This is a genomic window from Enterobacter sp. BNK-29, assembly GCF_048684785.1.
Classification (GTDB): domain Bacteria; phylum Pseudomonadota; class Gammaproteobacteria; order Enterobacterales; family Enterobacteriaceae; genus Enterobacter; species Enterobacter cloacae_M.
Map to the genome: position 1 here is coordinate 3,150,927 of NZ_JBLQTU010000001.1, position 23,848 is coordinate 3,174,774.

Consider the following 23,848-nt stretch of genomic DNA (forward strand, 5'->3'; position numbering starts at 1 on the left):
TTAATCCTGTCCCACAAAGCTATGAGTCGTTAATCACGTTGGTCTATTAAGGATATGTTCATGAATTCTCGCCTGCTGTCCTGCTTCTCGCTTGCCTTGTTGTCTTCATCACTTTTCCTTTCTACACAATCGGTTGCGGCCGATAACAACGAAGGTATCGTTGTTTATAACGCGCAGCACGAAAACCTGGTGAAGTCGTGGGTGGACGGTTTTACTAAAGAAACCGGCATTAAAGTCACTCTGCGTAATGGCGATGACAGCGAGCTGGGTAACCAGCTGGTTCAGGAAGGCAGCGCGTCACCGGCCGACGTATTCCTGACGGAAAACTCACCGTCAATGGTGCTGGTGGATAATGCCAACCTGTTTGCGCCGCTGGATGCAGACACCCTGAAGCAGGTACCGGCGGAATATCGTCCGGCGCACGGCCGCTGGATCGGCATTGCCGCCCGCAGCACGGTGTTTGTGTACAACCCGCAAAAACTGAACGAACAGCAGCTGCCTAAATCGCTGATGGATCTGGCAAAACCCGAGTGGAAAGGCCGCTGGGCGGCATCACCGTCGGGCGCAGATTTCCAGGCCATCGTGAGCGCGATGCTGGCGCTGAAAGGCGAGAAGGCCACGCTGGAATGGCTCAAGGCGATGAAAGCCAATTTCGTTGCCTATAAAGGCAACAGCACCGTGATGAAAGCGGTCAATGCCGGTCAGATTGATGGCGGCGTGATTTATCACTACTACCGTTTTGTCGACCAGTCCAAAACCGGTGAAAACAGCAAAAACACCCAGCTCTACTACTTCAAACACCAGGATCCGGGCGCGTTTGTGAGCCTCTCCGGCGGCGGCGTGCTGGCATCCAGCAAGCATAAAGCGCAGGCGCAGGCCTTCATCAAATACATTACCGGTAAAGAAGGTCAGGAAAGCCTGCGTACCAACAACGCCTTTGAGTATGCGGTGGGCGTGAACGCGGCCTCAAACCCGAAACTGGTCCCGCTGAAAGATCTTGATGCACCGAAAGTTGAACCTTCGACGCTTAACAGTAAAAAAGTTATCGAGCTGATGACGCAAGCCGGCCTGCTGTGATCCTGAGAGTGAAGTGAACGTCTTATGTCTGGTCTGAGTCTCGACATCGGAAAAAACAGAGTGCAGGAGCCTGCCCGCAGGCGTCCTGCACTGCCGATGGTTGCGTTAGCTGTGTTGTTTTCATTAATGGCGCTTCTGCCTCTGGGTTTTATCATTGCCATTGGCATTGAGACCGGCTGGGAAACCATTAAGGCGCTGGTGTTTCGCCCGCGTGTTGCTGAGCTGCTCAGCAACACGCTGTGGCTGACGGCTTTAGCGGTTCCGCTGTGTATCGTGACGGGCGTGGCAATCGCCTGGCTCACGGAGCGCACGCAGCTTGCCGGGCGAGGGATCTGGTCCGCACTGGCGGTCGCCCCGCTGGCGATCCCCGCGTTTGTGCAAAGCTATGCCTGGGTGAGCGTTGTCCCGTCCATGCACGGGCTCTCCGCGGGCGTGTTCCTCTCGGTTCTTGCCTACTATCCGTTTATCTATATGCCGGTTGCGGCGGTGCTGCGTCGCCTTGACCCGACTCTTGAAGATGTCGCCGCTTCGCTGGGTACGCCGCCGTGGCGGGTCTTTTTCCGCGTGGTGCTGCCCCAGCTCAAGCTGGCTATCTGCGGCGGCGCGCTGCTGGTGGCGCTGCACCTGCTGGCGGAATATGGCCTGTACGTGATGATCCGCTTTGATACCTTCACCACGGCAATTTATGACCAGTTCCAGTCTACCTTCAGCGGCCCGGCGGCGAACATGCTGGCGGGCGTGCTGGCCTTGTGCTGTCTGGCTATTTTAATGCTGGAGGGCGTGACGCGCGGAAAAGCACGCTACGCGCGCATTGGCGCCGGGGCCGCGCGCGAGCAGAAACGCTGGCCGCTGAAGCCTGCGGCCGCCGCGCTGGGCCAGCTGTTTTTCATCGTGCTGATCGTTCTGGCGCTGGGCGTGCCGCTAGTTGTCCTGTGTCGCTGGATTTGGCTCGGCGGCGTACAAAACTGGATGAGTGCCGATCTCTGGCATTCGCTGCGCCAGACGCTGATGCTCGGCGTGGGCGGTGCGCTTCTGACGACCGCGTGCGTGATCCCCATCGCGTGGCTGGGTATCCGCTATCCGCACCGCATCTTCCGGATGCTGGAAGGGTGCATCTATATCACCAGCTCGCTGCCGGGCATCGTCACGGCGCTGGCGCTGGTCACCGTCACCATTCATTATGCCCGTCCCATTTACCAGACGGAAATTACCCTGTTCCTGGCCTACCTGCTGATGTTTATGCCCCGTGCGCTCATCAACCTGCGGGCGGGGATTGCGCAGGCGCCGGTTGAGCTGGAAAACGTGGCGCGCAGCCTGGGCAGCACGCCCGCGAAGGCGCTCTGGAGCGTCACGATGCGGCTGGCCGCGCCGGGTGCGGCGGCAGGGGCCGCGCTGGTTTTCCTCGGCGTCAGCAACGAGTTGACCGCCACGCTGTTGCTCTCTCCGCTGGGCACGCGCACGCTCTCTACCGGATTCTGGGCGCTGACCAGTGAAATTGACTATGTTGCCGCCGCGCCTTACGCGATGCTGATGATCCTGATTTCCCTCCCGCTGACCGCCATTCTCTATATGCAGTCGAAAAAAATTGCAGGGCTATGACATGCTTGAATTAACCGCCATTTCTAAATCGTTTTCTGATGTGCAGGTGCTCGACAGCTTAAACCTGAGCGTGGCGCCGGGGAGCAGGACGGCGATTGTCGGGCCGTCCGGGTCGGGGAAAACCACGCTGCTGCGTATTCTTGCCGGGTTCGAAACGCCTGACACCGGGCGCATTGTCATGCAGGGGAGAACGCTGTTCGATGAAAACAGTTTTGTTCCCGCCCACCTGCGCCGGATCGGTTTTGTGCCTCAGGAGGGTGCGCTGTTCCCGCACCTCAACGTGGCAGACAACATTGCCTGGGGGCTGGACGGCACCCGCCACGAAAAGCGCCAGCGCGTTGCGGCGCTGATGGAGATGGTTTCTCTGGACAGGCAGCTTGCAACGCACTGGCCCCACGAGATTTCCGGCGGACAGCAGCAGCGCGTGGCCCTTGCCCGTGCGCTGGCCCAGCGTCCTTCACTGATGCTGCTGGATGAACCGTTCTCGGCGCTGGATACCGGCCTGCGCGCCATGACGCGTAAGGCAACGGCCGATCTGCTGGCCGAAGCGGGCGTGGCCTCGATTCTGGTCACCCACGATCAGAACGAAGCGTTGTCCTTTGCCACGCAGGTTGCCGTCATGCGCTCCGGGCGCTTCACGCAGGTCGGTACGCCTTATGACGTTTACACCCGTCCCGTTGACGAAGAGACGGCGCTGTTTCTTGGCGATGCCGTGATCCTGCCTGCTCAGCTTGCCGCCGGGTATGCCGTGTGCGCGCTGGGTGAAGTGCCGACGGACAACGCGCATGCGACAGGACAGGGCAGGGTAATGATGCGCCCTGAACAATTACGCGTGACGGCATGTGCAGCGGATGAAAGTTCGATCTCGATTCTCGACGTGGACTTCACCGGCCAGCTGTCGACGCTCACCCTGGGATTGGCCGGACAGCAGCAGCCGGTGATTCTGAAGACCGTAAGCCAGCCAGGATGGAACCCGGGCACGGCGGTACGCGTTGATATTGCTGGCACCGCGCGGGTATTCGAATATTCTTAATATTCGTTAGTAATTTCATGCAACGGGTTGTTATAAAAGATTTTTCCCGAACGTATGGCAATTCCTGAGATTCTCTACCATGCTCATAAAACCTCACCACACTGCGTGAGGTTTTTCGTAGTTGCTGATTAATCTCAAGGAAAAAGGTTATGAAAAAGACGACTGCTATTTTGTTGGGAACGGCATTACTGTTTACGACCAATGCTTTTGCTGCACAGCTACTTACTAAAAGCGAGTTCAAAAAAGTTGCATCTCAATATAAAAAAATCGGTACGGTAAACACCTCGAATGAAGTATCGGTGGATGATGCGAAAAAGGAACTGATTGAGAAAGCCGATAAGAAAGGCGCAGATGTCCTGGTGCTCACTTCAGGGAACACCAACAATAAAATTCACGGTACGGCCAATATCTACAAGAAAAAATAACGTCATTGCAGCCACCTCCATGCAGGGTGGCTGTGCTTTATCAGGTGTGAATACTTCCGATGAGTTCATGAATTTTCATCGGTTTGCAGAAAAAATAACCTTGTAAAAAATCGCTGTTCTTTAAGCGCAGGTAGTTAGCCTGAGCCTCTGTTTCAACGCCTTCTGCAATAATGCTGAGATGCATTCTTTTTGCCAGCTCGATGAGACTGTCCACCAGCCGGGTATCGCCATTTTCACTAATCTGGCTAACAAACAGTTTGTCTATCTTGATAAATTCGGGGTTCAGCGCGTGAATATAAGCGAGGTTTGAATAACCTGTCCCAAAGTCATCCAGCGCCAGAGCTATATTTGATTGTCGAAGCGTTGCAAACCATTCGCTCAGCTGTGGCGTAACATGCAGCGGATCTCGTTCCGTGATTTCGATAACCAACTGAATCTGACCCGACGCAAGTTTTTGCAAAAGCTCAAGAGTATCCGTTTCAAAGCGCGGATCGAGACAGTTATGCGTGCTCAGATTAAGGCTGATATAGAGCCGCTCAGGAAAAAGGTGGATGCGAGGCTGGAGATCGGCAATAACCTGTTGAATCAGATGATGCATTAGTGGGGCAATCAGCCGGTGCTTCTCCGCCAGCGGGATAAACGTATCCGGAGACACCGGGCCATACAGCGGATGATTCCAGCGAGCGAGCACTTCGATACCCGCAATCTTGCCCGTCTGGCTGTCAAAAAAGGGCTGGTAGACCGGTTCAATCTCGCGCTTTTCAATGGCAACCCTCAAGGTGTTTTCCGGGGATAGGGTAAAGAGGCGAGCCAGCAGGGTGTTCAAGCTGCCGAGCAATCCCGGACTTGATTTTGTCATGATTATCATCTAAAGCCTTAAACGCGCGGCGGCCTGTCCCGGTAGCCGCGCGGCAGTTATCAGAATTTAACCCATTCGTCCTGGTCACGGGCGGTAGGGCGTTTAAAAGGGGCCACGCTTGCGGTTTGCATGCCCTCTTTTTTCAGGGTTTCAGGACGCGTGGTATGAGCTTTTGAGACACGGAAAATCGACACCACTTTTTCAAGCTGAACAGCCTGATCCTCCAGCGAACTGGCCGCAGCAGAAGACTCTTCTACCAGGGCGGCGTTCTGCTGAGTCGTGGTGTCCATTTCAGCCATGGCCTGGGCAATTTGTGAAATTCCGCGGCTTTGTTCATCAGTAGCAGCGGCAATTTCGTTCATGATGTCGCGTACCTGCGCCACGGATGTCTCAATTTTCGTCATTGCATCACCCGCGCTTTCAACCAGACTAAAGCCGTTATCCACATGTAGGACCGATTCGTTGATCAGGTTTTCAATCTCTTTTGCGGACTGCGCGCTGCGCTGGGCAAGCGTCCGTACTTCGGCGGCTACAACGGCGAAACCTTTGCCCTGATCGCCTGCCCGGGCGGCTTCAACGGCGGCATTCAGTGCCAGAATATTGGTCTGGAAGGCGATACTGTTAATGACGGTGGTGATCTCAGAAATTCGGTGCGAACTACTGCGCACGTTTTTCATCGTATCTATCACCTTCAATGAGAGCTGGCTTCCTTCAGTCGCATTTTGCGCAGCTTCATCTGCCAGGCGTCGCGCGTGGTTAGCGTTTTCAGCGTTGAGTGCGACGGTAGAGGTTAACTCTTCCATGCTGGCGGCGGTTTCGACGACGGCGGCTGACTGCTGCTCGGTCCGCGACGACAAATCCATATTGCCTGCGGCAATTTCCGAAGACGAACGCGCGACGCTATCTACTCCATTACGTACATCATTAATGATGTTTTTCAGGTTTGCATTCATGGTAGCAACGGCCTGCATTAACAGTCCGGGCTCATCACGACGTGTGCTGGTCACCGTGCTGGTGAGATCGCCACTGGCGATTTGCTCCGCGACGCGCAACGTTTCATTAAGCGGACGGGTGATGGACAGGGTGATACCCATTGCCAACAAGATGCCAAGCGCAAGACCGATTGCGGCAACTATGCCCATCTGTAGTTGAACGCTATCCACCGTATCGGTCACTTTTTTCTGCTGCAGATTAAATAACGTCTGTATGGCATGCGTGAGCGTTATGGCTTTTCCAGTTAAGGTATCGGAGAGCGTCGACTGTTGATTCCAGACTTTTTGGTAATTCAGAAGCTCAGCTGCGACGTTTTCCATGGTTGCAATACCAGATTGCAACCAAACCTTTTGTTCCGTGGTAGCAACCAGTAACAGTTGTTCGGTATCTGATTTCGCGCTATCCAGGCGATCGCGGATCTCTTTCATTAACTCATCCGTAGGTTGCTGTTTATAAAGCGTTACCTGAGAGTCAATGTCGCTCATGATAAAAGCAATCTGTGCAGCCACAAGAGTGTGCTGAGCGTCCAGCATACCATTACGGCTGAGCGCTGAAGCCAGCACGGAGTTATCGCATAAACGCTGTGTGCTGAGTTTTTTTTCACTGATTCTTTTTTCTGAAAGGGATTTTGTGAAAGGTAACAGGGTAGCGACATAGCTATTCACTGCATTTGCTGTATCATCCAGCGCTTTTTTCCCTTCCGGAGACCAGCGCAATTTTTCCATACTGGCGACAATGCTCTGCATGCGCAGCATGCCTGCGTTGGTCTGCTCCAGGTACTTTTGATCCAGTGTGTATTGGAAATTAGTGCGCCCTAAGCGGATCTGCGAAAGTGCGTTAAAGAGATCGGTGGTATGGCCGTTCTTTTCGACTTTATCCTGAATGTTGTTAAGGCCCAATAAACCTGACATCAGAATAAAAATTGTCACGAGCAATACGACGGAAAAACCAAAAAATAACTTCTTACGGACTTTTAAATTGGCAAAATGGTTGATTATGCTCATATATAATTCCAGTGTTGGTATAAACCAAACAACAGTGCTAATACATCATTAACGAAAGAATTGATACCGAAAAGAGATAATGAAAAAAAAGCCCCTCACACAGTTGTGCTCAGGGCAAAAAACCTGAGTTGACATCACTCGCTCAGGCTATCTGTCGTCTCCTCTTTTTTAACGGAATGAGCCGGGAGTTCGCTCATTCTGTAATAAACAGGGATTACATTCGGGTAATTAATGATGTAACCACGCCCTTTAATGTTGCGAATGAAATCTTCGGGTAAGCCTAAGACATTCAGCTTGTTCGTTAGATTATGCAAAACTTGCCATAACCGCTGTGTGGAAGGACTCAGATTATGTGCCTCCCAAATTTCTTCAAATAACTCTTCTTTTGAGACTGGTCTTGTTCTGCCATTCATTAATAAAAAAAGAAAAAGTCTAAGCATCGTTTCATTAAAGTAAATAGATGCGAATGCAATGCTTTTATCAGTGTGACTGCCTGTGAGTCGGTATAGTCTGCGATTAGAAATATCAAAATGAATCTCTTCGCCAATCATAAATCCATATAGACGATAGCCCATATCATTTGCCCACAATTGAGAAACTAACATGCACTCCTACATATAAGCCTGAGATAACCCGCACTCTTTATGTGGTGGATTATATGGCTGCTATGAATGCTTTCCAATACACATCCCTACGCGCTATAAGAAACAGGGTATGCCTTACCCCGGCATGAAGTTTTTGTCGATGTAAGTCGTATTTTTAGATTAAAAAACTACCCGGAATGCATTCGTAGTGCACTCATTCTGAAAATTAATATCTACCCGATGACTCAAGATAAAATGCTTATTTTAGAAAAGTCTCAGCATTTGTCTCTCTTCTTAGCCTGCGATGGTCTTCAAAAGCATCGTTTCGATGGCCCTTACGTTACGGCGCGTCAGCGATAAAGTGGAGTGAAGTTAAATGATTTATACTGATTGAGGTGAACCTTAAGCATGGCGCTGCGATACAAAGCCTCGTCTTCGGAAGGGTGTAGTGGATTGATGTGAAAGCCTTATTTCCTGAATCAGAAAACGGACACGGACGCGTAAACATAACAATGATGAATGTACTATCCCTCTTTACACTAATGGTTGATGCGTCATGAAGCCTGTCTTTTTGATAAATGGGTTAGTGTTTTTTGAACCCGAACAACGTCGACTCTGCCCGCTTTCGGGCTACCCCGAGCGTGCGGTTATCCTTCACGGTCCGGTTAGTGAGTGCCTGCTGCAACTGCTTGAACACAACGGCGAAGTGCTGACGCAGCGTTATCTTTTTTCGGCGGTATGGGAAAAACAGGGGGCGATAGTCTCGACTAATGCGTTATACCAGACTATTGCTTCCATTCGTAAAGCGCTCAAGATGGCGGGTCTGGCAGAGAATGTTGTGCTAACGGTACCAAAGGCAGGGTTTAAGCTCGTTGCACAAATACAAACGGGGACCGTCGATAATTTTATCTCGCTGGCCGTCGCAACGCCGGAGAGTTTACCTTCTAAACCTGATGCCCCGTCACTATCCGTAACAGATAGCAGGTTCCATTTTTTCTCAAAAAAAATTGCGTTTTGGGTGAGCGCTGCGGTTTTATTTGTCTTCTCTTCCACGGTACTATTTCAACAGCTTCATGTACAGGATGCAGGATTTAAGGCATATCAACCGATAGGTAATATTGCAGGTTGCGACGTGTACTCTTCGTGGCATGACAATATAAAAAGCCAGCGTATTTATACCGACTTGATAAAACGTTATCCCATTCATTGCAATGCTGGTGGGGTAGCCTATATGACGATCAATCGTTTTCAAAATGGTAATTCGGTGATCGTATGCGATAAGTTGCCCGATGTTGCTGGCGCTCACTGTGATTCAATCATGTACAGGAAGCAATATAATGAAAATGACTAGTCGGAGTGCGTTCGGATTGATCATCATATTGATGATTGCCGCGCCATTGTTATACGCCTGGTATATTCATTATCAGCAGAATCACTTTACCTGCGAGAGCCATTTAATCATTGTTGAAGATGATTCCTGGGTGGATTCCCTTATGACGTTTACATTTAATAATGGAAATGGCACATACGATTCCACCGGAGAATACAGTCAGTCGGGCCAGCAGACGGTCATCGTCAGCAATAAGATAGCCTTCAATTACTGGCGTGAATTTGGGCGAGTGATTATGGTTTCCAATGAGACTAACGAACTGCCGAAAAAAGACGAACGTTTTCGCCAACATATTCCTGATTTTTTCCATTATCGCGATCATGGTATTAGTGTGGAAATCCTTCCGATAAATGCTTCTGGTTATCTCTTCACCTTCGGAAATTCCCCCGCGTTCTACTGTGCCAAAGGGTGAGCAGAAGCCCCTTTTGTTATGCGTTCTTTGTGCAAGCTCTTACCGATATTTACGCTTGATCAATCAAAGATAATGCGTATAGTTCTCATTTGCATTGCATTCAAAACATTCTAAGGCCCGACAACGGGTCATTTTTGCGCGCACTTTAAAATGAGTTAACGATGAACAACACCATCATGCACAAAACGCTGCTGGCGCTCGCCGTTGGCGCGGCGACACATTCCGCCATTGCGGCGGACGATCAAAAAGAGGACACCCTCGTTGTCCAGGCTGCACCAGCCAGCGATTTCAAACCCGGCGGCGACCAGCTGGTACCGGCCTTTCTTGACGGACAGGTGGCGAACGGCGGGCGCATGGGGATGCTGGGCCAGCAGAACGCCATGGACGTGCCGTTCAACATCATCAGCTACACCTCGAAGCTGGTGGAAGATCAGCAGGCGAAAACCATTGCCGATGTCGTCGCGAACGACGCGGGCGTGCAGTTCGTTCAGGGATACGGCAACAGCGCGGAGACCTACCGCATCCGCGGCCTGAAGTTTGACGGCGACGACATGACATTTGGCGGCCTGTCCGGCGTGCTGCCGCGCCAGGTGGTGGATACCCAGATGGTTGACCGCATCGAGATCTTCAAAGGGGCCAACTCGCTGATGAACGGCGCGGCAAGCTCCGGCGTGGGCGGAATGATCAACCTTGAGCCAAAACACGCGGGCGAACTCCCGCAGGCGAAGGTCGGCGTGGACTACACCTCGGATTCCCAGATTGGCACCACGCTGGATGCGGGCCGTCGCTACGGCGACAGCGACCAGTTCGGCGCGCGGGTGAACCTGGTCCATCGCGAAGGGGAAACCGGCATACCGAATGACCGCCGCCGCACCACGCTGCTCTCTACGGGCCTGGATTACGCTGGCGACCGCTTCCGCACCTCGCTGGATCTGGGCTATCAGAAGAAAACCTTCCACGGCAGCCCGACCAGCGTCAATATTTCTGCGGTGGATTTCGTTCCCGAGCCGCCGAAAAACGATCGTAACTTCTCGCAGAAGTGGGCCTACAGCAATATCGAAAACGAATTTGGGATGTGGCGCAGCGAGTACGACATCACCGACGGCTGGACGGCCTATACCGGTCTTGGCGCGCAGCACGCGCACGAGGAAGGCATCTACAGCGCGCCGAAGCTGGTGGATAAAAGCGGCAAGGCAACGGTCAGCCGTCTTGATACCAACCGCATCAGCGATTCCGTCAGCGGCATGGCGGGCGTTCGCGGTAACTTCAATACAGGCTTCGTCTCGCACAAGGTCAACGTTGGCTATTCGGCGATGACCAAAAACGAAAAAATCGCGTGGAAAATGTCGGCGGCGAAGGATAACCCGACCACCAACATCTACCACAACACCGGCGTCGATATGCCGGACAGCACCAACTTCAACGGTTCCGGCGGAAAGTACAGCGATCCGCTGACCAGCGGGCGCACCCGCACCCAGGGCTGGCTGCTGAGTGATACGCTGGGCGTGCTGGACGACAAGCTGCTGTTCACCGCAGGCGCCCGCCATCAGAAGGTGGTTATTCGCGGGTATAACAAAGTCACCGGTGCGGAAAACGCGGCGGACGGCTTCGACGGCAGCCGCTGGATGCCCACCTACGGCGTGGTCTACAAGCCGTGGGAGGCGATCTCACTCTATGCAAACCACACCGAAGCGCTACAGCCGGGCAAAACTGCACCTAACACCGCCACCAACTACGGCCAGAGTACCGGTATCGTTCACTCTAAGCAGAACGAAGTGGGCGTGAAGGCGGACTTCGGCCGCGTGGGCGGATCGCTTGCGCTGTTTGAGATCAAAATGCCGTCGGCGATCCTCGACGACAGCGGCCATTACGGCCTGGATGCCGAGCAGCGAAACCGTGGCGTGGAGCTGAACGTCTTCGGCGAGCCCGCGCTGGGGATGCGCCTGAACGCCAGCGCCACCTGGCTGCAGGCCGAGCTGACCAAAACCAAAAATGGCGTGAATCAGGGTAACGATGCGATCGGGATTCCGAACTTTTACGCCGTGCTGGGCGCAGAGTACGACATCAAGCCGATTGACGGCCTGACCGCGACCGCCCGCGTGAACCATTCTGGCGCGCAGTACGCTGACCTGGCAAACACCAAAAAGCTGGACAGCTACACCACGCTGGATCTGGGAATGCGCTATCGCTTCGCGGTGAACCACAATGAAAACCAGATGACGGTTCGCGCGGGCATCGACAACGTGACCAATGAAAACTACTGGGCCAGCGTGGACGATTCCGGTACCTATATTACGCAGGGCGAACCGCGCACCTTTAAGGTCTCGGTTGGCTACGCGTTTTAAGCGTTCCACCTCGTTATCCGGGGCAGGGATGCCCCAATCCCTTGCTACCTCCAGCATGAAGTGTTAAAACGTGCCCCTTCTAAAAAAGAGACAGGGGTAGGACGTGAAAGACGCGTCATCCGCTTCAGGCCATGGTAGCGCTGAAGCCTCGTCGGATCAGAATCCGACGCTGCAACGTGGTTTGCAAAATCGACATATTCAGTTAATTGCCCTTGGCGGCGCGATCGGTACCGGGCTGTTTCTCGGCATCGGCCCCGCTATTCAGATGGCTGGCCCGTCGGTGCTGCTGGGTTACGGTATCGCCGGGATTATCGCCTTCCTGATCATGCGCCAGCTTGGCGAAATGGTCGTTGAAGAGCCGGTTTCAGGCTCCTTCGCGCACTTTGCTTATAAATACTGGGGCCCGTTTGCAGGCTTCCTGTCCGGCTGGAACTACTGGGTGATGTTCGTGCTGGTGGGGATGGCGGAGCTGACCGCCGCAGGCATTTATATGCAGTACTGGCTGCCGGACGTCCCGACGTGGATCTGGGCGGCGGCCTTCTTCATCATTATTAACGCCGTTAACCTCGTCAACGTGCGCCTGTATGGCGAAACCGAGTTCTGGTTTGCGCTGATCAAGGTGCTGGCGATTATCGGGATGATCGGCTTTGGCCTGTGGCTGCTGTTCTCCGGCCACGGCGGCGACCGCGCCACGATCGACAACCTGTGGCAGCACGGCGGCTTCCTCGCCACCGGCTGGAAAGGGCTAATTCTCTCCCTGGCAGTGATCATGTTCTCCTTCGGTGGACTAGAGCTGATCGGCATTACCGCCGCGGAAGCGCGCGACCCGCATAAAAGCATTCCCAAAGCGGTCAACCAGGTGGTGTACCGTATTCTGCTGTTCTACATCGGCTCGCTGGTGGTGCTGCTGGCGCTCTATCCGTGGGTGGAAGTGAAGTCCGATAGCAGCCCGTTCGTGATGATTTTCCACGATCTAAACAGCAACGTGGTGGCCTCGGCGCTGAACTTCGTCATTCTGGTGGCGTCTCTGTCGGTCTATAACAGCGGCGTTTACTCCAACAGCCGCATGCTGTTCGGCCTCTCCGTGCAGGGCAACGCGCCGAAGTTCCTCACCCGCGTCAGCCGTCGCGGCGTGCCGGTGAATTCCTTGTTCCTTTCCGGCGCTATCACCTCGCTGGTGGTGCTGATTAACTATCTGCTGCCGAAAGAGGCCTTTGGCCTGCTGATGGCGCTGGTTGTCGCCACGCTGCTGCTGAACTGGATCATGATTTGCCTGGCGCACCTGCGCTTTCGCGCCGCGATGCGCCGCAAGGGACGCGAGACGCAGTTCAAAGCGCTGCTTTATCCGGCGGGGAACTATATCTGTATCGCTTTCCTGGGGCTGATTCTGGTGCTGATGTGCACCATGGATGAGATGCGCCTTTCGGCGATGCTGCTGCCTGTATGGGTTATCTTCCTGTTTGTGGCGTTTAAGCTTTCCCGCAAAAAGTAGCGCGGTTTTCTCCTCTCCCTGTGGGAGAGGGCCGGGGTGAGGGCACCAGACTAAACCTCACCTGCCTTCACGCCCGGTGGCGCTTCGCTTACCGGGCCTACAAACGGATTATCTGGCGATAACGCCCGTCAGGGATCGAATATCGTTTCCGGTCGGGGACTGGTGAATACGCAGCCCAAATTCATCCACCACCGCGAATATATGGTCGAAGATGTCGGCCTGAATCTCTTCATATTCTGCCCAGACCACCGTGTTGGTGAAGGCATATATTTCAATCGGCAAACCATTCGCATCAGGCGCTAGCTGGCGCACCATCAGCGTCATATCTTTGCGAATACGCGGATGGTTGCGCAGATATTCATTCAGGTAGGCGCGGAAGGTACCAATATTGGTCATCTTACGCAGGTTTAATACCGACTCCCCTTCACCGTTCTTCTGATTCCACAGGTTAATTTCCTCATGTCGCGCGGCCAGATAGGGCTTCAGCAGCTTCGCCTGAATGAGTTTCTGCTGCTCCTGCTCGTCGAGAAAATGAATGCTGGTGGTATCAATATTCAGGCTGCGCTTAATGCGTCGCCCGCCGGAGGCCGACATGCCGCTCCAGTTGATAAAGGCGTCGGAGACCAGGGCCCACGTCGGAATGGTTGTAATCGTATTATCGAAGTTGCGTACTTTAACGGTGGTCAGACCGATGTCCGTCACCGTGCCGTTGGCACCGTATTTCGGCATCTCCAGCCAGTCGCCGAGCTTGAGCATATCGTTGGCGGAAAGCTGAATCCCCGCCACAAGTCCGAGTATCGGGTCTTTAAACACCAGCATCAGAACGGCGGCCATGGCGCCCAGACCGCTGATCAGAATCGCCGGGGACTGGCCGATCAGCAGCGAGATAATCAATATCCCCACCAGGATGGCGCTCACCAGCTTGATGCCCTGAAAGATCCCCTTCAGCGGCAGCTGTGATGCGGTGGCCATTTTCTGCGACAGATTAAAAATCACGTCCAGCAGCGAGAAGAAGGAGAGCAGGGCATACACCATGACCCACAGCTTTGCGCAGGTAGTGAGAATTTCCGCCGCTTCGCTGCCCTTTTGTAGCCACAGTACCGCCTGAACGTTGACGATTATCCCCTGAAGGGTGAAGGCCAGACGGTGAAATAATTTATTCTGGGTAATGATCTGCAGCCACAAATGGCTGCTGGCCTGCGCGCGTTTTTCGAACGCGCGAAGCACCACTTTGTGAAGAATAAAATGAACGATGATGGCGGTAAGAAAAATAATACCAAAGATAATCACTAAAGAGGTGGTGTGATTAATTTCAATGCCTAACTCTTCAACCTGAGCAATTAATTCCTGCATAACGTCTCCTGTATTGATGCAGCCCCATAATGGCGGCTGCGGATCTATTATGCAAATTCACGGGATTATTTGGTGGACTGGCAGACCTTTACCACCGGCAGGCACAGGCGATGGCGGATGCGCAGCGTCGCCAGGGCAAGCACCACCATCATCGCCGTTTCCACCATCAGGAAGACGTTCACCGCCTGGGTGTAATCCCCGTGATGGTTCTGCAGCGCGTGTAGCAAAATCGCGCCAAAAATGGCCGGGCCAAGCCCCAGCGCGGCCTGCTGCAGCGTGCTGAGAATAGCGCTGGCGGCCCCCGCGTCGTCAGGCTGAATATCGCGCATCCCGATGCGGTAGAAGCTGTTCACGATCAGCGCCTGCCCGTAGCCGACCAGCCCGGTCGCGGGCGCCAGCGTCAGGGCGGTATTCTCCATTCCCCAGACGCGGAACGTGGCGATCAGCGCCAGCAGGCCGGCAATCTGGATCGCCAGACCCGTCAGCAGAATGGTACTGGTGCTGTAGCGAGCAATCAGCCTCGGCGCGAACCACGCCGAAATAAAGTAAGTTACGCCCAGCGCGATAAAACTGTTTCCGGACTGCCACGGTGCCATCCCCAGACCGGTTTGCATGGTCAGCGCCATACAGAACATAAACCCGGACCAGACGCTGAAAAAGAGCATCGCAATCAGAATGCCAAAGCGAACGCTGCGAAGCTGCAGCAGGCGCGGCGGGATCAGCGGATGGGCATTCTCACGCTCCTTTTTGCGCGCATTCAGCGCCGTCAGCCAGCCCAGCGGAATAATGGCGAGAAGCATAACCTTCAGCGGCCACGACCAGCGCCACTGGGGGCCGAGCGCCATCGGGAACAGCAGGCAGCAAAGAATGATCGCCAGCAGCACGGTTCCGGTCCAGTCGATCCGTGACGGCGTCTCGCGACGGGTTTCGGGTACGAAATGGCGACTCAGCGCCAGCACCACCAGACAGATCGGCACGTTGATAAAGAAGGCGTTACGCCAGCCCAGCCCGGCGATATCCGCCGACACCAGCCAGCCGCCGCCCATCTGGCCGACGATAAACGCAATCCCACCGATGCCGCCAAACAGGCTGATGGCCTTAGCGTGCGCCGTACCTTTCAGCGTCACGTGCAGCGTGGCAAGAATTTGCGGCACGATCAGTGCGGCTCCCGCCCCCTGAACGATGCGCGCGGCCAGCAGCTGTTCAATGTTCCCCGCCATCCCGCAGAGCAGCGAGGCCAGGCCAAAGCTCGCGACGCCCCACATGAACAGACGCCGACGGCCAAAGTTGTCCCCCAGCTTGCTGCCGAGCGCGAGGCAGACGGCGAAGGCCACGCCGTAGAGGGCGACAATCAGCTCCAGCTCGGTGGCGGTGGCGTTCAGCGAATGGGTAATGGCGTCCAGCGCGACGTTGGTGATTGAGGTATCAATCATCGGCAGCATCTGGCCGGTTAGCAGCAATATCAGGCCAGCGCGGCCCGGTGAAACAACTGACGTATTCATGGTAACTCCATTGCGTCATTCAACAGATGGTCGTAGCATCAATCATCTGATAAACGGGTACCAGTTCTTGCTTATACTGGTACTGGCACTACCATGCAGGGGGATTTATGGCCTTGATGTCTGAACCCGTCGTCTCACTTCAGGATGACACCCGAAAACAGCTGGGGGCATTTTTACGTGCACGACGTGAAAGCCTCGATCCGCAGCGTCTTGGCCTGCCGCGCAGCGGTCGTCGCCGCACGCCGGGTCTGCGCCGGGAAGAGGTGGCGATGCTCGCGGATGTGGGCGTGACCTGGTACACCTGGCTGGAGCAGGGCCGGGACGTCAATCCGTCGAGCGCGGTGATGGCCGCTGTGGCAAAAGCGCTGCAATGCACCCCGACCGAGGCCCGACACCTGTTTGTGCTGGCCGGGCTGCCGCCGGGTGAAGCGCCGCAGGCGGTCTGCTGCGAGGGTATCAGCGAGGGCACGCGCCGCCTGCTGGATACGCTTATGCCTAAACCCGCCAGCATTCAGAAACCGAATTTCGACATCGTGGCGTGGAACGACAGCTTCGGGCATCTGATGGGCGTCGATTTCAATGAAATCCCGCCGGAAGACCGCAACTGTATTTACCTGTTTCTCACCCACCCGGCGTGGCGCGCGCGTCTCGGCAGACGTGACGATGTGCTGCCCATATTTGTCTCCTATTTCCGGGCGGCGATGGCCGAACACCGGGGTGACCCGCTGTGGGAGGCCAGGCTGGCGCGCTTCTTTGCTGTGTCGGAAGAGTTTAAAACCCTGTGGCACCAGCGCAACGACGTGCGCGGGGTGGAGAACCAGCTCAAGCTGTTTACCCATCCCGAGCTGGGGGATTTTACGCTGCAGCAGATGTACTGGTACTCCGCGCCGCGAAACGGATCGCGGCTGCTGGTTTATCTGCCGGTGGATGAGGCGGGAGAGCGGGCGATGGACTGGCTGGCAGAAAAAAGCCGATCGTAATACTCATCGCCCGAAGTGTTAATTTTTCACTGTGCCCTCAGTACTGCCATTGCACCGAAAATCCAAGCGTGACGGGACTGGTATGCATCTCATCCGGTTTTGCCAGAGGCACACCCGCAAAAAGGTCATACCCCAGATGGCCTTTTACCCCGCGCACGCCTGCGACCGCACCGGCAATGTGCGCCCCGCTCCAGTAATCATTTTCTGAGCCGCTGACTTCGCCATAGTCTGCGCCAATATAGGGCTGCATTCCCCATACCGGCAGATTCAGGTTGATATCATTACGCAGATACCAGCCTTTGTCGGCATACAATGAGGACTCTCCGTCAAAGCCGCGCACCGTCCAGCGGTTGCCGATGGTGAACTTATCGGGCTGAGTCAGCCTGTCCGGAGTGGTCTGTTGCTTGAAATGCGGTTCATAGCTGAGGGCTAACTTGCCCAGTTTGAACGGGAAAGTACCGTCTGCACTCAGCGTAATGATGCGCGCCTGCGCGTCGGCACTGCCCACCATCTCTTCAGCATCGGGTTCTTCACCAAACCACGGTGCGGAATGTTGATAACCGAGGCCTGCCGTAAGCTGACCGAAGGGAAGATAGGCTAAATGCTCCAGACTAAGCTGCCAGCTGCTGGTGTCCCGGTGCTGAACCTCCACTTCCACGTCGTTAAGATCGTAGCGGGAATCACGCTTGATCCCTTTAAAGCCCAGCGTGGTTTTCTGGCTCGCGCTGCGGTAAACCACGCGGTTAAGCGCGGCGGTCATTAACTTTTCATCGCTACTGTACCGGTAGTGAAAATCACCGCTATGGAGAGTCTGCGTCGTTCTGTACTGGCTGGCATAAAGTTCCAGCGCCCAGTATCCCCAGGGAACGGAGTAAAACGCCGAGGTATTATCGTTACGCTTGCCGTTTTCATTTTTGAAGCCACCGCCATACGCGGCATAAAACATATCGTTGAGCGAGGTGGGGTTATCCAGATATAGCGCCAGGCCCCCCTGATATCGTCCGGTGTATTTACTACCGGAATCATCAAACCAGCTGCCCAGTCGCCAGGCTTTACGCTGGTCGCGCTTGATCTCTACGCGTGTATCACCGGGATTTTCCCCCGGCATCAGACGAATACTCGCCTGCGAACCGGGAATACGCTGCAGGTTTTCCAGCCCCTGTTCCAGACCGCGTAAATCGAGGAGATCGCCCGGCTCTTGCGGGACGTTATTCCAGCGATGAACGGGGAGCCCGCTTTGATCCTGAATAATGACATCACTGACGCGTCCAGGCAGAATTTGCAGGGTTAGCGTTCCCTTATTCAAATTTTGCTCCGGTATTAATACGCGGGTGGTAATAAATCCGTGGGATATTAATCGATCCTGCACGACCGTATGTATGGCTTTAATTCCCTTCACGCCGATACAGTTATTCTCAGCCTGACGAATGACATCGCGAAAGGTGAGCCAGTGTGGAAGCGACTGCGTATTGTCGATTCTCACATGGCGAATGTCATAGCAAACAGACTCTTTCGGAAGAACAAGCGCGTCGCCATTAGACGTGCTTTCAGCCGTAAGCAGCGGCTTACCCTGAGGCGCGAGTTGTTCGTGTCGGGCTTGATCCTGCTGCTGTATCGTTGCTGGTTCGGCATGAAGAAGAGAGGATTGCATTAAGCATAAGGACAAAAAAAGGAAACTGAGGCCCGCTTGATAATTGTTCATTATAATTTACAACGTCCTGGATATATTCATCGCAGAAACATAGTTAGGAAATAAAGCCTCACGAAAATGTGAGGCTTTTTATTTAAAAAGAATTACGCTGCGGTAGCGATGACATAGCCGCCAGGATAATAAATAATGTCCTGAACAACATAGCCGTAATAGATATCACCCGGGTGGTAAACTACGCCATTTTCCCAAACGCCATTACCTTCAGGTGTGCCGTTTGGCTTAACAGTGGTATTTCCACTGTTATCCGCCGTGGCATTTGAATCGGTATTGGTATTACTGTCGTCAGGCGTCGTTGCACCGTTATCCGGGGTCGTTGCACCGTTATCCGGGGTCGTTGCACCGTTATCCGGAGTCGTTGTACCGTTATCCGGAGTCGCAGCACCGGTCTCGTTAATAACACCCATATTATTAACATAGCCTGTGGTGTAAACGCGATCGCCGGTAATTTTACCGCTGGCTTCGTTGTTAATGCCGTTAGTCGTATTCAGCGTAATATCGCTTGCACTGGTGATATTACCGCTGTTGGTCAGGTAGTTGCTGACCAGGGTAATACCGTTATCAGCGGACAGCGTGCCGCCGTTGATAAGGGTTACGCGGTCCATCTGTGCGTTCAGTTTATTACCCGCAGTCATCGTGCCGTAGTTATACGCGGTGCTCTGAGACCAGCCGTAGCTGCCCATCACGTTGAGATTAATGTCATGTGCCGCACGGATATCACCGCTGTTGTCCAGGTTGTTCATCACGAACAGCGTGGCATCAGAACCGGCGTTGATCTTGCTACCTGCATCCGTCATCAGATAAGAGGTGGTGACGTTGATGTTATGGTCGGCGCTAATCGTGCCGTGTCCCCGGTTCTCCAGATTAGTGGTGTTCAGGTTGAAATCATTCTTGCTGACGATCGAGCCGCTGTTGGAGAGGTCTGCCAGCTGAAGATCCAGCTGATTAGCGGTAATGTCGCCGCTGTTGTCGAACTGACTGCTGTTCATCTGCAGCGCCAGGCGACCGCCAGCCGCGATGGAACCGCTGTTCTGCGCCGGGCCGCCATAGCTATTCCAGCCATTAGAACCGATGTTTAACATCATATCCTGACCCGCTTTAAGGGTTCCGGCGTTCTGGAACGTACCGGTCACGGTCATGTCGATGTTGCCGCCTGCTTCCATCTTACTGGCAAGGTCAGAATAGTAGGACGTGCCGTACATAAAGAGGTCTTTGCCGGCTGCAATGGTGCCGGACATATTATCCAGGGCGCCATTGATTGAAACAGAGCCGTCGCTGTGGATTGAACCATTGCGGTTAGAGAGCATGTTGTTGCCGCTCACCTGAAGCTGGCTGTCAGATCCCAGAGACTGAATCACACCGTTATCATTATTCAGCATGGAGGCGCTGATCATGTTCCAGCCGTTCCCGGCGGAGATGAGACCGTTGTCGTTCGCCAGCGTGTCGACATTCACGGCCATCGCTCCGTCGGTTTCTACGCGGCCAGCGGAGTTGTTCAGGCTGGCAGCGTCAACATTGAGGGCACCCTTAGCATCAATGCGGCCACGGGTATTATTCACGCCCTGTGCGTTGTAATTCCTGGAGGCGCGGCCGATCGTCAAATCACCATTGCTGAGAATTTCACCGTCGCTGTTGTCCAGTGAGTCAGCGGTAATAAAGGTATTCTGGCTGCCCTGGATGGAACCATGGCTGTTAACGGTATTTTTGCCGGAAACGTTAACCATCGCGGCTTTAATGACGCCGTTAGTGTTGTCCAGCGTGTTGTCTGCGGCAACGGACACCATACCTTCAGAGGTAATCTGACCGTTATGGTTCAGGACATCACTTCCCATCACGGTAGCTGCATTTTTACCGCTGATATGTCCACCGTTGTTTTCGACCACACCATCAACGTTGATTGACAGCGTGTCGGATGCCGTCAGGTCAGCACGATCGATATGCACGCCAACGCCGGCGTCAGTGCCTTCCATATAGATTTTATTCGCGTACATGGAGCCCAGCGCAGACACATCCAGCGCTACGTCAGGGGTATTGCTGCTGTCATACTTCTTCTGCACGCGACCATATTTATCGATGTGGTTGTTACCCGTGACGATATTCAGCTCGTTAGCCTGAACTTTCGCATTGACCTTCACTGAACGGGCAATAATGTCGGTGTACTGCGTAGAGCGGGTATCCATCCCTTTACCGGTGATGGTCACCTGACCTTTGCTCACATCCAGACCGCTAACATTACCCTTGTTATCGTAGGTGGCTGTACCGGTGGTCAGCGTAGCGTGGTTGGTATTGATAAAGCCGCAACCGTCACAGGTGATGCCTGATGGGTTGGCGATAATCACCTGTGCGGACTGGCCTGCCACTTCGACCATGCCGTTCAGCTGGCTCGGATCGGATGAACGTACTTCGTTCAGGATCACCTTAGCGCTGCCGCCGGCCATATTAGCGTTGCCATCGATCTGGCCCGCTAGCTGGGTGTTGGTTGCCGTGCCGCTGTTATTCAGGATCACGCCGTTGCTGTCGACGTTAAATTCGGAAAAAACGTTATGGGAAACCCCACCTGCGCTCGCCTTGTTGATATCAACGATGGTGGCGCCACTTGCATCGGTATGAATGGCCGGTTTATCGGTATTACCTGCCACGATGGCGGCCTGAGCAGGCATGATCATGCCCAGTGCAAGCATGGTCGCAAAACAGGTCGGCGCCAGTTTAGCGTGTAATACCTTTGTATTAGACCGAGTGCTCACTGCACTTTTATTTTTCATATATCTATCCTTGTTATTCCTTGAAAAAGTGTTCCCATTTCTTTTCATGCGAAATGGGAGCATATAAAAACATGCAGAACCCCGATTCCAAAAATAGACATGTAACAATTCATGCAAAGTTCGCGTTAATTAATGATGTACCAGAGTGGAATAATTAATTTGGGCGCGGGGAAAAATAAGGGGATATATTTTTGAGGGTTATTGATTGGGATGCTGAGAGATTATAGCAGGGGTATATAAAATAGAATAAGATACTCATTAATTAAAAAATTGTATGCGAAATTTCTGATGTGAGTATTTCTGTGCTGTTACAAATTATTTGACTGTAACAGCAAGCAATCGATACACAACGGCAAACCGAGGGATCTAACCTGAATGTTCCACGCTGAGAGAAACGCCGCAGCGAGAGGAAGGCGTAATGGCGAGAGCAGGAGGGTCTGACGCGTGTTCAGGCGCAGAGCGAAAAGGATGCAGCATCCTGAGAGTATGCTGTAGTGAAAACAGGCACGCCGGAACCCAGCGTGCCAGAAAGGATCAGCACTCAGTTACAATCGTGCTCAGCGGCAGGCGAGACTTCGGCAGCGTGGCGTTGAAATCTTCCACGCTGTGGTGCCCAACCGGTACCACCACCAGGCTGGTAAAGCCTTTCTCTTTCAGGCCAAACTCTTCGTCGAGGATCGCGGCGTCGAAACCTTCAATCGGTACCGCGTCCAGGCCCATCGCGCCCACGCCCAGCAGGAAGTTACCGACGTTCAGGTAAACCTGCTTCGCCATCCACTGGTCGTCATCTTTCAGATCCACGCGGTGCATGTCGGCGAAGTAGGTGCGGCCCTTATGGTTTGCGGCTTTGGCTTCCGGCGTGTTGAAACGGCCATCGGCCTCTTCCTGATCCACGACGCGCTCCAGCCAGGCGTCATCCAGCGCGGTTTTCGCGCAGAACACCACCACGTGGGAAGCATCCAGCATTTTGCGTTCGTTGAACACATAGGTGCCCGCGGCGGATTTTGCCACGCGCGCTTTTCCTTCCTCGGTGCTGGCTACAATGAAGTGCCACGGCTGGGAGTTGGTGCTGGACGGGCTGTACTGCAGCAGGGTTTTGATTTTTTCCGCTTCTTCCGCGGTCAGTTTTTTGCTTGCGTCGAACGCCTTGGTAGAGTGGCGTTTCAGGGCGACAGAAATGATATCCATAACAACTCCTGGTGATGAAATTCGCCCGCTCGCGGGCGCGAAAGGAAAGCAGATTACAGCGGGACGCGGAAAAAGATAAGTGCAATTCGAGCGCTTAATCTGTTCGTCTCAGACGAACAATCAGACCGGACGGATCCACTTCTGGTCTTTTTTCGGCAGCTTATCTACCACCAGATTCCAGGAATCAGAAATGAGGTCGGTAACCAGTTCCGGCGTCACGTCGTCAGTGCCGTAAAGGGAAATCCAGTGCTTTTTACTCAGATGGTAACCCGGCTCTATCCCGCGATAGATCTGCTGATTTAACAGTGATTTCTCCGGGTCTGACTTCAGACTGACGTGCGGTCGCCCGTGTGCGACCGCGACGATCATGAAAATCTTTCCGCCCACTTTAAACACGTCAAACTCCGGCCCAAACGGCCAGCAGTGTTCGGTAAAGGGCAACTCAAGGGCCACGCGCATTGCGTGCTCCTGCAAGGATTTACTGTCCATCGCTCTCTTCCTGGGCCAGCCCGCGCCACATCACTTCAAAACCGAGCGCTTTAAAATCAACGGCGCGGGAAGGGTCGCGAGTGGCAAATTCCATCGTGGATTCGGCCAGCGATAAGAAAAGCGCATCGCCAAACGTTTTAAATTCATCTGACATAAACACCTGACGCACCGAGCGGCGGCACAGTTCATGGAGTTCCGGGAACATCTCCTTCACCGCCTGTTCCGTTTCGGCGCTCAGCTTTTCACTGACGCCGATCTGGCGGATAGCCGCATGAGAAACGGGGTTACGAATACCCCAGTCCACGTAGCTGTTCCAGATATTGCGGGTATGTTCTTTGGGCAGCGTGATGGTGCGATCGAGGTTTGCCAGCATGGCCTGGCAGAGATCCTGCTTCAGGTGCAGATAGAGGGCATTCAGCAGATCGTCTTTAGTGGGAAAGTAGCGAAACAGGGTCCCTTCGGCGACGCCCGCGTTACGGGCGATTAACGACGTTGAGGCGGCAATGCCTGACTGTGCAAATGCCACCGTTGCGGCTTCCAGTAAGGCCTGTTTTTTATCTTCACTCTTCGGACGTGCCACTAAATTTTTCCCCCTGTCAATTATAAAAACCCTGATTGAAACACGTGCTTTGACACGCTGCAACGCGGAATGT

The 23,848-nt window shown here is 53.9% G+C and carries 19 protein-coding genes; 9 read left to right on the forward strand and 10 right to left on the reverse strand.

Features of this window, described 5'->3' with window-relative positions:
* The first annotated feature begins 60 nt into the window (after window positions 1–60).
* The 4 genes from ACMGGX_RS15035 to yahO all read left to right on the forward strand — a co-directional run bounded on the left by ACMGGX_RS15035 (window position 61) and on the right by yahO (window position 4,134).
* A complete protein-coding gene (locus ACMGGX_RS15035) occupies window positions 61–1,077 on the forward strand; it encodes an iron ABC transporter substrate-binding protein (protein WP_420298546.1) in 1,017 nt (338 codons plus the stop codon).
* A gap of 24 nt (window positions 1,078–1,101) precedes the next feature.
* Window positions 1,102–2,676, forward strand: coding sequence for an ABC transporter permease (locus ACMGGX_RS15040; protein WP_181594541.1), 1,575 nt, complete (start codon window positions 1,102–1,104; stop codon window positions 2,674–2,676).
* A 1-nt stretch (window position 2,677) separates the two neighbouring features.
* Window positions 2,678–3,709, forward strand: a complete 1,032-nt coding sequence (locus tag ACMGGX_RS15045; RefSeq protein WP_420298547.1) for an ABC transporter ATP-binding protein — start codon at window positions 2,678–2,680, stop codon at window positions 3,707–3,709.
* A 149-nt stretch (window positions 3,710–3,858) separates the two neighbouring features.
* Window positions 3,859–4,134, forward strand: coding sequence for a DUF1471 family periplasmic protein YahO (yahO, locus tag ACMGGX_RS15050; protein ID WP_023310654.1), 276 nt, complete (start codon window positions 3,859–3,861; stop codon window positions 4,132–4,134).
* Window positions 4,135–4,174: 40 nt separating this feature from the next.
* Here the strand turns inward: yahO and ACMGGX_RS15055 are convergent, their stop codons facing one another.
* The 3 genes from ACMGGX_RS15055 to ACMGGX_RS15065 all read right to left on the reverse strand — a co-directional run bounded on the left by ACMGGX_RS15055 (window position 4,175) and on the right by ACMGGX_RS15065 (window position 7,595).
* Window positions 4,175–4,993: an EAL domain-containing protein gene (locus ACMGGX_RS15055; RefSeq protein ID WP_420298548.1), complete on the reverse strand. Its 819-nt coding sequence runs from the start codon at window positions 4,991–4,993 to the stop codon at window positions 4,175–4,177.
* Between the two features lie 59 nt (window positions 4,994–5,052).
* The gene (locus ACMGGX_RS15060; protein WP_348560704.1) at window positions 5,053–6,990 is read right to left on the reverse strand and encodes a methyl-accepting chemotaxis protein; all 1,938 of its coding nucleotides are present in this window, start codon (window positions 6,988–6,990) and stop codon (window positions 5,053–5,055) included.
* A 134-nt stretch (window positions 6,991–7,124) separates the two neighbouring features.
* Window positions 7,125–7,595, reverse strand: a complete 471-nt coding sequence (locus ACMGGX_RS15065; RefSeq protein WP_420298549.1) for a winged helix-turn-helix domain-containing protein — start codon at window positions 7,593–7,595, stop codon at window positions 7,125–7,127.
* A 535-nt stretch (window positions 7,596–8,130) separates the two neighbouring features.
* On the opposite strand from ACMGGX_RS15065, the gene ACMGGX_RS15070 reads away from it, so the two are divergent.
* The 4 genes from ACMGGX_RS15070 (at window position 8,131) to pheP (ending at window position 13,213) form a co-directional block, all read left to right on the forward strand.
* Complete coding sequence (locus tag ACMGGX_RS15070) at window positions 8,131–8,925, forward strand: winged helix-turn-helix domain-containing protein (RefSeq protein ID WP_348560705.1); 795 nt, start codon at window positions 8,131–8,133, stop codon at window positions 8,923–8,925.
* The gene (locus tag ACMGGX_RS15075) at window positions 8,912–9,376 is read left to right on the forward strand and encodes a hypothetical protein (RefSeq protein WP_420298550.1); all 465 of its coding nucleotides are present in this window, start codon (window positions 8,912–8,914) and stop codon (window positions 9,374–9,376) included. Before ACMGGX_RS15070 ends, ACMGGX_RS15075 begins: the two co-directional genes overlap by 14 nt.
* 161 nt (window positions 9,377–9,537) lie before the next feature.
* On the forward strand, window positions 9,538–11,721 hold the full coding sequence (locus ACMGGX_RS15080; RefSeq protein WP_420298551.1) for a TonB-dependent receptor: 2,184 nt from the start codon (window positions 9,538–9,540) through the stop codon (window positions 11,719–11,721).
* Between the two features lie 103 nt (window positions 11,722–11,824).
* Entirely contained in the window at window positions 11,825–13,213 is a 1,389-nt protein-coding gene (gene pheP / locus ACMGGX_RS15085) for a phenylalanine transporter (RefSeq protein ID WP_420298552.1), read from the forward strand.
* 108 nt (window positions 13,214–13,321) lie between these two features.
* Here the strand turns inward: pheP and ACMGGX_RS15090 are convergent, their stop codons facing one another.
* Window positions 13,322–14,566 (reverse strand): mechanosensitive ion channel family protein, encoded by a 1,245-nt coding sequence (locus tag ACMGGX_RS15090; RefSeq protein WP_181594545.1) that lies wholly within the window; start codon window positions 14,564–14,566, stop codon window positions 13,322–13,324.
* Window positions 14,567–14,631: 65 nt separating this feature from the next.
* A complete protein-coding gene (locus ACMGGX_RS15095; RefSeq protein ID WP_348560708.1) occupies window positions 14,632–16,068 on the reverse strand; it encodes an MFS transporter in 1,437 nt (478 codons plus the stop codon).
* 107 nt (window positions 16,069–16,175) lie between these two features.
* Between ACMGGX_RS15095 and ACMGGX_RS15100 the strand changes: the two genes are divergently transcribed.
* The gene (locus tag ACMGGX_RS15100) at window positions 16,176–17,048 is read left to right on the forward strand and encodes a helix-turn-helix transcriptional regulator (RefSeq protein WP_348560709.1); all 873 of its coding nucleotides are present in this window, start codon (window positions 16,176–16,178) and stop codon (window positions 17,046–17,048) included.
* 37 nt (window positions 17,049–17,085) lie between these two features.
* Here the strand turns inward: ACMGGX_RS15100 and ACMGGX_RS15105 are convergent, their stop codons facing one another.
* From ACMGGX_RS15105 to ACMGGX_RS15125, 5 genes are all read right to left on the reverse strand, one after another.
* A complete protein-coding gene (locus ACMGGX_RS15105; protein ID WP_420298553.1) occupies window positions 17,086–18,750 on the reverse strand; it encodes a ShlB/FhaC/HecB family hemolysin secretion/activation protein in 1,665 nt (554 codons plus the stop codon).
* Between the two features lie 92 nt (window positions 18,751–18,842).
* Window positions 18,843–21,518, reverse strand: a complete 2,676-nt coding sequence (locus ACMGGX_RS15110; RefSeq protein ID WP_420298554.1) for a filamentous hemagglutinin N-terminal domain-containing protein — start codon at window positions 21,516–21,518, stop codon at window positions 18,843–18,845.
* A 534-nt stretch (window positions 21,519–22,052) separates the two neighbouring features.
* Window positions 22,053–22,706 carry an oxygen-insensitive NAD(P)H nitroreductase gene (nfsB, locus tag ACMGGX_RS15115; protein ID WP_047061288.1) on the reverse strand — a complete coding sequence of 218 codons (654 nt, stop codon included), beginning with the start codon at window positions 22,704–22,706 and terminating at the stop codon, window positions 22,053–22,055.
* Between the two features lie 120 nt (window positions 22,707–22,826).
* Window positions 22,827–23,195 (reverse strand): MmcQ/YjbR family DNA-binding protein, encoded by a 369-nt coding sequence (locus ACMGGX_RS15120; RefSeq protein WP_063440695.1) that lies wholly within the window; start codon window positions 23,193–23,195, stop codon window positions 22,827–22,829.
* Window positions 23,185–23,775, reverse strand: coding sequence for a TetR/AcrR family transcriptional regulator (locus ACMGGX_RS15125; protein WP_039264021.1), 591 nt, complete (start codon window positions 23,773–23,775; stop codon window positions 23,185–23,187). Before ACMGGX_RS15125 ends, ACMGGX_RS15120 begins: the two co-directional genes overlap by 11 nt.
* Window positions 23,776–23,848 lie beyond the last annotated feature (73 nt).